At 72.2% G+C, this 9,992-nt stretch carries 12 protein-coding genes; 3 read left to right on the forward strand and 9 right to left on the reverse strand.

Annotated elements, in window-relative coordinates; all coding sequences use genetic code 11:
- Positions 1–17: 17 nt before the first annotated feature.
- Both ACFWJ4_RS39475 and ACFWJ4_RS39480 read right to left on the reverse strand, forming a co-directional pair.
- A complete protein-coding gene (locus ACFWJ4_RS39475; RefSeq protein ID WP_380553730.1) occupies positions 18–1,457 on the reverse strand; it encodes an amino acid permease in 1,440 nt (479 codons plus the stop codon).
- A gap of 265 nt (positions 1,458–1,722) precedes the next feature.
- Positions 1,723–1,959, reverse strand: coding sequence for a hypothetical protein (locus ACFWJ4_RS39480; RefSeq protein ID WP_359909108.1), 237 nt, complete (start codon positions 1,957–1,959; stop codon positions 1,723–1,725).
- A gap of 146 nt (positions 1,960–2,105) precedes the next feature.
- On the opposite strand from ACFWJ4_RS39480, the gene ACFWJ4_RS39485 reads away from it, so the two are divergent.
- Both ACFWJ4_RS39485 and ACFWJ4_RS39490 read left to right on the forward strand, forming a co-directional pair.
- Positions 2,106–3,125: a Ku protein gene (locus ACFWJ4_RS39485; protein WP_380553733.1), complete on the forward strand. Its 1,020-nt coding sequence runs from the start codon at positions 2,106–2,108 to the stop codon at positions 3,123–3,125.
- Between the two features lie 56 nt (positions 3,126–3,181).
- Positions 3,182–3,481 carry a hypothetical protein gene (locus ACFWJ4_RS39490; protein WP_380553736.1) on the forward strand — a complete coding sequence of 100 codons (300 nt, stop codon included), beginning with the start codon at positions 3,182–3,184 and terminating at the stop codon, positions 3,479–3,481.
- A 36-nt stretch (positions 3,482–3,517) separates the two neighbouring features.
- Here ACFWJ4_RS39490 and ACFWJ4_RS39495 read toward each other — a convergent pair whose 3' ends face one another.
- Positions 3,518–4,906 (reverse strand): NADP-dependent succinic semialdehyde dehydrogenase, encoded by a 1,389-nt coding sequence (locus ACFWJ4_RS39495; protein WP_380553738.1) that lies wholly within the window; start codon positions 4,904–4,906, stop codon positions 3,518–3,520.
- 120 nt (positions 4,907–5,026) lie between these two features.
- A complete protein-coding gene (locus ACFWJ4_RS39500) occupies positions 5,027–5,308 on the reverse strand; it encodes a DUF6158 family protein (protein WP_359909119.1) in 282 nt (93 codons plus the stop codon).
- Positions 5,309–5,451: 143 nt separating this feature from the next.
- Between ACFWJ4_RS39500 and ACFWJ4_RS39505 the strand changes: the two genes are divergently transcribed.
- Positions 5,452–6,435, forward strand: a complete 984-nt coding sequence (locus ACFWJ4_RS39505) for an adenosine deaminase (RefSeq protein WP_359909122.1) — start codon at positions 5,452–5,454, stop codon at positions 6,433–6,435.
- A 25-nt stretch (positions 6,436–6,460) separates the two neighbouring features.
- On the opposite strand, the gene ACFWJ4_RS39510 is transcribed toward ACFWJ4_RS39505, so the two are convergent.
- From ACFWJ4_RS39510 to ACFWJ4_RS39530, 5 genes are all read right to left on the reverse strand, one after another.
- Positions 6,461–7,045 carry a dihydrofolate reductase family protein gene (locus ACFWJ4_RS39510; RefSeq protein WP_380553741.1) on the reverse strand — a complete coding sequence of 195 codons (585 nt, stop codon included), beginning with the start codon at positions 7,043–7,045 and terminating at the stop codon, positions 6,461–6,463.
- Positions 7,046–7,106: 61 nt separating this feature from the next.
- Positions 7,107–7,727 carry a vitamin K epoxide reductase family protein gene (locus ACFWJ4_RS39515; protein WP_380553744.1) on the reverse strand — a complete coding sequence of 207 codons (621 nt, stop codon included), beginning with the start codon at positions 7,725–7,727 and terminating at the stop codon, positions 7,107–7,109.
- Positions 7,724–8,515 carry a DsbA family protein gene (locus ACFWJ4_RS39520; RefSeq protein WP_380553747.1) on the reverse strand — a complete coding sequence of 264 codons (792 nt, stop codon included), beginning with the start codon at positions 8,513–8,515 and terminating at the stop codon, positions 7,724–7,726. The genes ACFWJ4_RS39515 and ACFWJ4_RS39520 overlap by 4 nt, the downstream gene beginning before the upstream one ends.
- Before the next feature lie 101 nt (positions 8,516–8,616).
- Positions 8,617–9,276 carry a hypothetical protein gene (locus tag ACFWJ4_RS39525; RefSeq protein WP_380553750.1) on the reverse strand — a complete coding sequence of 220 codons (660 nt, stop codon included), beginning with the start codon at positions 9,274–9,276 and terminating at the stop codon, positions 8,617–8,619.
- Between the two features lie 98 nt (positions 9,277–9,374).
- The gene (locus ACFWJ4_RS39530; RefSeq protein ID WP_380553753.1) at positions 9,375–9,869 is read right to left on the reverse strand and encodes an SRPBCC family protein; all 495 of its coding nucleotides are present in this window, start codon (positions 9,867–9,869) and stop codon (positions 9,375–9,377) included.
- Positions 9,870–9,992 lie beyond the last annotated feature (123 nt).

The following is a 9,992-nucleotide window of genomic DNA, read 5'->3' on the forward strand; positions in this document are numbered from 1 at the left end:
CGCGCGGGGCGGGCGGGTCAGGAGCCCGCCGCCACCGCGGCCCGCCGCCGTCGGCCCACCACGGCCGAGGCCGCCAGCACGATGGCTGCGGCGACCAGCGACAGGTACATCTGCTTGCGCCCGTCGGCGTCGGTGAACATGTACGCCATGACGAACCCGATCATGCCCATGGCCGTCCAGGTCAGGTACGGGTACAGCCACATCCGGACGGTGTGCCGCTCGGGCATCTCGCGCTCGATGATCTTCCGCATCCGCAGCTGGGTGGCGCAGATCACCAGCCAGACGAAGAGCGCCACGGCGCCGGAGGAGTTGAGCAGGAAGGCGAACACGGTGTCCGGCGAGGTGTAGTTGAAGAAGACCGCGACGAAGCCGAAGACCACCGAGGAGAGGATGGCCACCCGCGGCACGCCGCGCGAGGTCACGGTGGCGAAGGCCTTGGGCGCGTCCCCGCGCTGGCCGAGCGAGAAGGCCATCCGGGAGGCGGTGTACATCCCGGAGTTGAGGCAGGACAGCACCGCCGTCAGCACGATCACGTCCATCACCTGGCCGGCGCCCGGGATGCCGATGTGATCCAGCACCGCCACGTACGGGCTGGACTTGACATCGGCGGAGTCCCACGGGAGCAGCGTGACCACGAGCAGGATCGAGCCCAGGTAGAAGATCCCGATGCGCCAGATGACGCTGTTGGTGGCCTTGCTGACCGCCTTCTCCGGGTCCTCCGACTCGCCGGCGGCCAGGGTGACGATCTCGCTGCCCATGAAGGCGAAGACCACGGTGAGCATGCCGGTGAACACCGCGCCCACCCCGTGCGGCAGGAAGCCGCCGTGACCGGTGAGGTTGCTGGCGCCGACCGCGTGGGTGCCCGGCAGCAGACCGAAGGCGGCGAGGGTGCCGATCACCAGGAACGCGGCGATCGCGACCACCTTGATCCCGGCGAACCAGAACTCGAACTCGCCGTAGGAGGCGACCGAGAAGAGGTTGGTGGCGGTCAGCACCGCCATCACTATCAGCGCCCAGCCCCACTGCGGCACGCCCGGCACCCAGTTGTTGAGGATCTTCGCGCCGGCGGTCGCCTCGACCGCGAGCACCACGACCCAGAAGAACCAGTAGAGCCAGCCGATGGAGAAGCCGGCCCAGCGGCCGAGCGCGCGGTCCGCGTACGCCGAGAAGGAGCCGCTCTGCGGGTCGGCCGCGGCCATCTCGCCGAGCATCCGCATCACGAGTACGACCAGAGCGCCGGCCAGCGCGTACGAGAGCAGGATGCCCGGGCCGGTGGTCGCGATGCCCGCGCCGGAGCCGACGAAGAGGCCGGCGCCGATCACGCCGCCGATGGCGATCATCGACAGGTGGCGGTTCTTGAGTCCGGCCTTCAGGTGGCCGTCGCCGCCTTCTCCGGTCGGACTCGGCCGGTGGGGGAGCCTGGTGGCCGTCGTGGGCTTGGTGGTGTCCGCACTCATCAAGGTGCCCTGTGCCTTTCCAGCGCGGTGTGACCCTCGGCTCGTCGCGCCGGAGGGTGGGGGACTTGCCCGCGCATTGCGTCGCAACCTAACTTCTACGCCCGAGTATCGGAACAATGCTTTGATAACTGTTCGCTTACCGGACGTAAAAAGCCTGGTCAGGGTGGGTGGAAAGGTGGCGTGGAAACCTCAGATCTGACGCATCGTCAGTATTCGAAAAGGTTGCCAAGCTCTGTTGGGGCTCAAATCGCCCGCACCTGCGCGGTCAGATCGGCCGCGCGTCGAGGACGGTGATCGCGGCCCCGTCCGCCGGTCGCCCGGTCAGCCGGGCGGCCAGGATCCGGGGGATGTCCTCCTCCTGCGAGTATCCGGGCAGGACGGTCACCTCCGCGCGCCGTGTGCCGGGCTCGCCCCGCACCGCGTACGTCACCAGGTAGCCGTACCGCTCCGGCGGCGGCGCCTGGTCCCGGTCCTGCCGGTCCCGCCGGCTCCGGACGGTCATCCGCATCGACCTCCTCGGCCCATTGTCGGCGCGGTGTGGACGATCCGCGCGAATCCGGGCAGAGTGGGACTCTCGGGACATGCCGTAGGAGCATCCCGAGCGTGCTCGGCGCCGGCCGGTTCCCGGCACCGGTCAGGAGCGACCCCATGCAGACCACCTGGAAGGGGACGATCAGCTTCGGGCTGGTCAGCATCCCCGTCCACCTGTACTCCGCGACCCAGGAGCACGACGTTCCGCTGCACCAGGTGCACGCCAAGGACGGCGGCCGGGTGCGGATGAAGCGGTACTGCGAGCAGGAGGAGAAGGAGGTCCCGTACGCGGAGATCGCCAAGGGCTACGAGTCCCCCGACGGGCGGACCGTCACGCTCTCCGACGAGGACCTCGCCGACCTTCCGCTGCCCAGCAAGAAGATCATCGACGTGCTGGCCTTCGTGGACGAGGGCGAGATCGATCCGCTGATGTTCTCCAAGGCCTACTACGTGGGCGTCGCCGACAAGGCCGCCGCCAAGCCGTACGCGCTGCTGCGCGACGCGCTCACCGAGTCCGGGCAGATCGCCGTCACCAAGATCGCGCTGCGCACCCGGGAGTCGCCCGCCGTGCTGCGGGTGCACGACAACACCCTGGTGCTCCAGACCTGCATCTGGCCCGACGAGGTCCGCCCGGTGGCCGGCATCGCGCCCGAGGAGGACGTCACCGTCCGGCCGCAGGAGCTCAAGATGGCGCGGTCGCTGATGGACACCCTCTCCGAGGACTTCGACCTGGCCCAGCTCCACGACGACTACCAGCAGGCGCTGCAGCAGGTGATCACCGCGCGGCTGGAGGGCGTGGAGGTCCCGCACGAGGAGGAGCCGGGCGAGGCGCCGGACAACGTGATCGACCTGATGGAGGCGCTGCGCAGCAGCCTCAAGCAGGCCAAGGGCGGGCGGGGCGCCGGAGCCGAGGGTGCCGGAGCCGAGGAGGCCGACGCCGGGGAGGAGCCCGCGCCGCGCAAGCGCGCCCCGGCGAGGAAGACCGCCCCGAAGGCGGGCCCGAAGTCCGCCGAGAAGTCCGTCGAGAAGACCTCCGAGAAAGCCTCCGCGAAGACCTCCGGGACGGGCGCCACGAGGAGCCCGGCGGCGAAGAGGACCGCCACCCGGAAGTCCTCGGCCCCCCGCAAGGCCTCCTGACCCTCCCGGGTCAGGCGTTCCTCCCATCCAGCCGTCCAGCCTTGGAGGCGATCCCGATGGACCTGCTGACGTACCAGGAAGTCGAAGCCCAGGCCGACGCCGCCGAGGGCCCCGAAGCCCGCAGGGCCCAAGGCTTCGGGCACCGCGTCTGGCACTGGCTGCTCAGCCTCAGCCCCACCGTGGTGACGTTCATGATCGCGCTCTCGATCGGCCTCTGCATGGTGGCCGTCCAGGTGAGCCTGCTGCCGGTGCTGATACCGATGGCGATCTTCTGGGGCCTGACGCTCATCGCGATGGGCGGCGTGATCGCCCGCTGGATGACCCCCGGGCCGGGCCGACACCGCATGGCGTCCTGACCCGGCCGGGACGGGCACGGGGCCGGGAGGTCCGGCTCAGCCGATCCACACCGTGGTGACGTTGCAGAACTCCCGGATCCCGTGCCCGGACAGCTCCCGCCCGAACCCGGAGCGCTTGACGCCGCCGAACGGCAGCGCCGGGTGGGAGGCCGTCATGCCGTTGAAGAACACCCCGCCGGCCTGGATGTCCCGGACGAAGCGCTCCCGCTCGGCCTCGTCGGTGGTCCAGACGTTGGAGCTGAGCCCGAACGGCGAGTCGTTGGCGGCCGCCACCGCCTCGTCCAGGTCGGCCACCCGGTGGACGGTGGCGACCGGGCCGAAGGTCTCCTCCTGGTGGATCCGCATCGCCGGGGTGATGCCGGTCAGCACGGTGGGCTCGAAGAACCAGCCGGTGTCCCAGCCCTCCGGGCGTCCGCCGCCGCACTCCACCCGGGCGCCGCGGGTGCGGGCGTCCTCGACCAGTTCCTCCAGGTCGTCCCGGCCCTGACGGCTGGCCAGCGGGCCGACGTCGGTGTCCTCGTCCATCGGGTCGCCGACCTTCAGCGCCCGCATCGCCTCGGTGAAGGCGGCGGTGAAGCGCTCGTACACGTCGGTGTGCACGATGAAGCGCTTGGCGGCGATGCAGGACTGGCCGTTGTTCTGCACCCGGGCCCGGACGGCGGTGCGCACCGCGGCGTCCAGGTCGGCGCTCGGCAGCACGACGAACGGGTCGCTGCCGCCCAGCTCCAGGACGGCCTTCTTGACCTCGTCCGCCGCGGTGGCCGCGACCGCCCGCCCGGCCGGCTCGCTGCCGGTGAGGGTGACGGCGGTGACCCTGCGGTCCCGGATCACGCCCTCGACCGCGCCCGAGCCGATCAGCAGCGTCTGGAAGCAGCCCTCCGGGAAACCGGCCCGCCGGAACAGCTCCTCGATCGCCAGCGCGGTGCGCGGCACGTTGGACGCGTGCTTGAGCAGGCCGACGTTGCCCGCCATCAGGGCCGGCGCGGCGAACCGGACGACCTGCCAGAGCGGGAAGTTCCACGGCATCACGGCCAGCACCGGGCCGAGGGGGCGGTAGCGGACGTAGGCGCGGGTGGCGCCGGAGTCGGCGACGTCGGCCGGGGCCGGGTGCTCGTCGGCGAGCAGGGCCTCGGCGTTGTCCGCGTACCAGCGCATCGCCTTGGCGCACTTGGCGGCCTCGGCGCGGGAGGCGGCGAGCGGCTTGCCCATCTCCTCGGTCATGGTGCGGGCGACCGCCTCCTGCTCCCGGTCCAGCAGGTCGGCGGCGCGGTGCATCAGTTCGGCGCGGGCGGCGAAGGTGGTGCCGCGGTAGCCGTGGAAGGCGGCCTCGGCGCGGGCCAGCCGCCGCTCGATGCCGGCCGCGTCGAGCGGTTCGAAGGTCTGGAGGGTCTCGCCGGTCGCGGGGTTGACGCTGGCGATGGGCATGCGGGGCTCCCAGGTGGGTCGGGGTCCGGTGCGTCTGCCCTCACACCCTCCCTGACCGCCCGGCTCCGGGCACGCCTCGGCGCGCCCGGCGTGTCCCGGCGGGCGGGCGATCCGCTCCGCTCACTCCGGCAGCGACTCCACCCGGGCCGCCGCCTCCCGGGCCCTGGCCCCGGCCCTGGTCCGGGCCGCGGTGACCTGCCGGCCGGGGAAGCGGTGCAGGAACTCGGCCTCCAGCTCCCCGGTGCGCAGCGTGTGCCGCTTCAGCGCCTCCTCCGAGCCGTACAGGAAGGTCTCGTGGCGCGTGCGGTGGAGCTGTTCCAGCTCGTGCAGGAGCGTGTCGTTGCCCAGGGCGTGCGGGGAGATGCCCGCGGGCCGGATGTGCGGGTCGTCGGCGTGCCGCATCTCGGTGCCTCCTCGGCGGAAGTCCCCTCCTCCAGGGTGCCCGGGGACCGTCGCGGCTGCACCCGGCCGGTGGGCACGGATCGTAGGATGAATCCTTCCGCGTTCCTCAGATACCATCCCGCCGACGCTCGGACAGATCGCACATGCCGCTTCCCAAGGCCGAACTCCACCTGCACATCGAAGGCACCCTGGAGCCCGAACTCGCCTTCGAACTCGCCGCCCGCAACGGCGTAGAGCTGCCGTACGCCGACACCGAGGCGCTGCGCGAGGCGTACTCCTTCAGCGACCTCCAGTCCTTCCTGGACCTCTACTACGCGCTGATGGCCGTGCTGCGCACCGAGGACGACTTCGCCGACCTGGCCGACGCCTACCTGGCCCGGGCCGCCGAGCAGGGCGTCCGCCACGCGGAGATCTTCTTCGACCCGCAGGCGCACACCGCGCGCGGGGTCCCGCTGGGCGCGGTGGTGGACGGACTGACCCGGGCGCTGGAGCGCGGCGAGGAGCGGTACGGCATCAGCGCCCAGCTGATCATGTGCTTCCTGCGGGACGAGTCCGCCGAGTCCGCGCTGGAGACCTTCGAGGCCGCCCGCCCGTACTTCGACCGGATCACCGGCATCGGCCTGGACTCCGCCGAGGTCGGCCACCCGCCGGTGAAGTTCCGCGAGGTGTACCGCCGGGCCGCCGAGGCCGGGCTGCGGAGGGTCGCCCACGCGGGCGAGGAGGGCCCGGCCGCGTACATCACCGAGGCGCTGGACGTCCTCGGCGTCGAGCGGATCGACCACGGGCTGCGCTGCCTGGAGGACGGCGAGCTGGTCGCCCGTCTGGTGCGCGAGCAGATCCCGCTGACCCTCTGCCCGCTCTCCAACGTCCGGCTGCGCTGCATCGACACCCTCGCCGACCACCCGCTGGACGAGATGCTGGAGGCCGGGCTGCTGGTCACCGTCAACTCCGACGACCCGGCGTACTTCGGCGGCTACGTGGAGGACAACTTCCGCGCCGTGCGCGAGGCCCTCGCCCTCGACCAGGAGGCCCTGCGCCGGCTGGCCGCCAACTCCTTCCGCGCCTCCTTCATCAGCGAGCGGCGCCGGGCCGAGCTGCTCGCCGAGGTCGAGGCGTACGTCTTCTGACCCGCCCGTCCGTCGCGCCGGCCCGTCACCCGTCCAGGGGCGACGGGCCGACGCGCTCGTAGCGCAGCAGCGTCACGCCGTTGGTGAAGCGGTGGGTCTCGGTCAGGGCGAGCGGGGTGGGGTGGTCGGTCGGGCGGAAGAAGAGCGTGCCGCGGCCGAGCACGACGGGGTGGACGTAGAGCCGGAACTCGTCGATCAGGTCGAGGGCGAGGAAGGACTCGGCCAGGTTCGCGCCGCTGAGGCAGAGGTCGCCGCCGGGGGAGGCGGTGAGGGCGGCGACCGACTCCGGGGTGACCTCGTGGACGACGGTGGTGTTCCAGTCGGCGTGGTCGAGGGTGCGGGAGAAGACGGTCTTCGGCATCGCGCGCCAGATGCCAGCGAACTCGGCCGTCGGACCGTCGGCGGCCGGGTCCTGGTCGGCGGTGGGCCAGACGGAGGCCATCAGCTCGTGCGTCACCCGGCCGGAGACGAAACCACCCATTCGGGCGAGTTCGCGATTGAAGTGGGTGTGCACCTCGTCGTCGACGAGGTTCCAGCCGAGATCGTGGTCCGGGCCCTCGAAGTAGCCGTCCACGGACAGGGAGACGAAGAGGACGATCCTGCGGCGCATCGGCGGCCTCACCGGGAGACGGTCCGCCGCCCCTGCCGCGGGGGAGGGGCGGCGGACGGGATCAGATCAGGGTGCTCCAGTAGTACCAGAACCGGTTGAGGATCAGCAGCGCGATCACCGCGTACCAGAGGGCCGGGACGACCCAGTGGTAGCGGGCCGCCTCCCGGACGGCCGTCCGCAGCCGCGGGCCCACCGGGATCACGCCCGAGCGCAGGTTGTGCAGCGTGGTGTACCAGAACAGCGGGATCACCGCGGCCCACACCACCATGCAGTACGGGCAGAGCGCACCGATCCGGTACAGCGCCTGGTACATCAGCCAGGTCACGAAGCCGACCCCGAACACCGTCCCGGCCTGCAGGCCGAGCCAGAACCAGCGCCGGAACGCCGCCCCCGAGAGCAGCCCGGCACCGACCGCGACGACCACCCCGAAGGCGACCAGCCCGATCAGCGAGTTGGGGAAGCCGAAGGCCTCCGCCTGCGCGCTGCGCATGATCGAACCGCAACTGATGATCGGGTTGATGTTGCAGTTGGGGACGTAGGACGGGTCCTCCAGCAGCCGGATCTTGTCCAGGGTGAGGACCGCCGAGGCGAACAGGCCGACGGCGCCGCCGATCAGCAGCAGCCAGGCGAACGGGCGGCTCGCGCCGTACGTGGGCCGCACGGCGGGCGCGCCGGCCGTCATCCGGTCACCTGCTTGACCATCGCGGTGAAATGCTCGGGGGAGACGGCCTTGCCGTTGGAGAGGACGTCCAGCTTCCTGCCGTCCAGCTTGACGGTCGGGGTGCCGGTGACGTCGCTCTTGTTGAACTCCTCGTTGACCTTGGCCGCCCACGGCGCGTAGGTGCCGTCCTGGACGGCCTTCACGAAGGCGTCCGTCTTCAGGCCGGGCACCTGGCCGGCCAGGTCCAGGACGTGGTTGACGTCGCCGAAGGCGTCGCTGCGCTCGTCCGGCTGGTTGGCGTACAGCACGTCGTGGAAGGCCTTGAACTTGTCCACGCCCTCGTTCAGCGCGGCGCCGGCCGCGGCCAGCGCGGTGCGCGAGCCCTTGCCGCCGAGGTTGTTGTCCAGGAACGTCGCCAGGTGGTACTGGACCTTGTACGTGCCGTCGTCCGCGAGCTGCTGGATCGCCGTGCCCGTGGTGGTCTCCAGCTGCTCGCAGAACGGGCAGCGGAAGTCCTCGTAGACGTCCAGGGTGTGCGGGGCGTCGGCCTTGCCGTAGGTGATCACGGTGCCGTCGGTGCCGCTCGCGTTGGCCGGCACGACCAGCGGGCCGTTCGCGGCGCTCGAACCGGAGCCGGAGGAGCCGCCGACGGCGAAGGCCACGCCCGCCGCGAGGGCGAGGACGGCGACCGAGGCGCCACCGACCACCACCCGGCGGCGGATGCGCTCGGAGCGCTCGGCCCGGACGCGGGCGACGCGCATGCGGTCGGTGGCGGAGGCCTTCTTGGCGGTCTTGCGGGTGTTGCTCATGGGGTGTCGTCCTGTGCTCTCGGGCGTACGGGGCGGCGCGGCCGGTCGGGGCCTGCGCGGGGGAGAGAACAGCCGACTGAGCGGGCGGGGAGGCCCGCGGCTCAGACGGCCAGGGCGAACACCGGCGGACCGCGCCGGACGGCCGGGCGGACGACGACGTCCTCGGCGGGGACCAGCGCGCGGCTGGCCCGGGGGAACGGCACCCGCGCCGGCGGACGGGCCGGCAGCGGGGCGGCCAGCAGCCGCAGCCAGCGGGCGGCGGCCGGCAGATGGCGGTGCAGGAACTCGCCCACCATCCGGACGGCGCCGGCCAGGCAGCACAGCGCGGCGTCCGCACGGCGCAGCCAGTAGGCGCCGGCCAGCGCGATCACCGTGTGCAGCAGCAGGAGCAGCAGCACACCGGTCCGCGCGGAGACGCCGTGACCGAGCAGGAAACCGCCGAGCGAACCGCCACCGCACAGCAGCGGCTGGAGGCCGTGCCCGGCGCCGGGCGGCAACGAGGGACACGCGCTCTGCGCGAGGTCGAACAGCGCGCCGGCGCCCAGCTCCAGGGGCAGGAACACCGCCGCGATCGCCGGGAAGCCGCGCTCGCGGCCGACCAGCGAGAAAGCCACCGCGAAGACGGCGGCCGAGGCCAGCAGCATCGGGCCGACCGGCAGCGTGCGGCCGGTGACCAGCACCTGGCCGAGCCCGGCGAGCAGCACGACCAGCGCGGCGAAGACCGCCGCGCGGAGCGTCCTGGTGACCGGCCCGATGTCCATGGCACCCGAGTCTGCCACAGGTTGAAACCGAAACGGTCTGCCGGACGGTGCGCTGTGAAGAGCCTCACCGCCCGCGCTGAGCTGGGCTTATCCGATGCTCACGGGTGGCGGTCGGGAGCCTGCGCCCGGGTGTCCGACGGTTCCGGGTCGGCCCCGACGGCGTTCACCCGCGCCTCGACCAGCTCCCGGAAATGGTCCAGATCCTCGCGCACCGCCCGCTCGATCGCCCCGGCCTGGGCGAAACCGCGCGGCCCGCCGAACTCGCGCCGCACCGCCTCCGGGTCGTACTCCACCCGGATCTGCAACCGGGTGTGCCGGGCATCGAGCGGCAGCAGCGCGAAGGCGCCGCGCAGCGGGAGCGGATCCAGGGTCCGCCAGGCCATCACCCGGCCCCGGCCGCGGTCGGTGATCTCGGCATCGACCGAGTGCCGCGCGCCGTCGACCTCCACCCCGAGGTGCGCGAGGTTCCGGCCGTGCGGCTGGGCGCTGCTGACGCCGTCGACGAACCGGGGGTACTCGTGCACCCGGTGCAGTTGCTCCCAGGCGGCGAGGACGGGGGCGGCGATGTCGATCTGTTCCTCAAGGGTGCTCATTGTGCGCGGCACCTCCCTGGGTCCAGGGTGCGCCTTGGGGTGGGGGTGGGCAACGGGGGGTGGTTGGTGTTGTGGGGGCTTTCGGGAGGGTGGGGGCCGGGGGCGGCTCCGGGGGTGGGTGCT

The sequence above is a fragment of the Kitasatospora sp. NPDC127067 genome (assembly GCF_042724755.1).
Taxonomy (GTDB): domain Bacteria; phylum Actinomycetota; class Actinomycetes; order Streptomycetales; family Streptomycetaceae; genus Kitasatospora; species Kitasatospora lactacystinica.

Bases quoted from the DNA above. Each gene is read 5' to 3' on its own strand.
- ACFWJ4_RS39485 (WP_380553733.1), top strand. From the start codon at position 2,106: ATGCAGACCACCTGGAAGGGGACGATCAGCTTCGGGCTGGTCAGCATC.
- ACFWJ4_RS39520 (WP_380553747.1), bottom strand. From the start codon at position 8,515: ATGAGCAACACCCGCAAGACCGCCAAGAAGGCCTCCGCCACCGACCGC.
- ACFWJ4_RS39510 (WP_380553741.1), bottom strand. From the start codon at position 7,045: ATGCGCCGCAGGATCGTCCTCTTCGTCTCCCTGTCCGTGGACGGCTAC.
- ACFWJ4_RS39515 (WP_380553744.1), bottom strand. From the start codon at position 7,727: ATGACGGCCGGCGCGCCCGCCGTGCGGCCCACGTACGGCGCGAGCCGC.
- ACFWJ4_RS39500 (WP_359909119.1), bottom strand. From the start codon at position 5,308: ATGCGGCACGCCGACGACCCGCACATCCGGCCCGCGGGCATCTCCCCG.
- ACFWJ4_RS39495 (WP_380553738.1), bottom strand. From the start codon at position 4,906: ATGCCCATCGCCAGCGTCAACCCCGCGACCGGCGAGACCCTCCAGACC.
- ACFWJ4_RS39480 (WP_359909108.1), bottom strand. From the start codon at position 1,959: ATGACCGTCCGGAGCCGGCGGGACCGGCAGGACCGGGACCAGGCGCCG.
- ACFWJ4_RS39490 (WP_380553736.1), top strand. From the start codon at position 3,182: ATGGACCTGCTGACGTACCAGGAAGTCGAAGCCCAGGCCGACGCCGCC.
- ACFWJ4_RS39525 (WP_380553750.1), bottom strand. From the start codon at position 9,276: ATGGACATCGGGCCGGTCACCAGGACGCTCCGCGCGGCGGTCTTCGCC.
- ACFWJ4_RS39505 (WP_359909122.1), top strand. From the start codon at position 5,452: ATGCCGCTTCCCAAGGCCGAACTCCACCTGCACATCGAAGGCACCCTG.
- ACFWJ4_RS39530 (WP_380553753.1), bottom strand. From the start codon at position 9,869: ATGAGCACCCTTGAGGAACAGATCGACATCGCCGCCCCCGTCCTCGCC.
- ACFWJ4_RS39475 (WP_380553730.1), bottom strand. From the start codon at position 1,457: ATGAGTGCGGACACCACCAAGCCCACGACGGCCACCAGGCTCCCCCAC.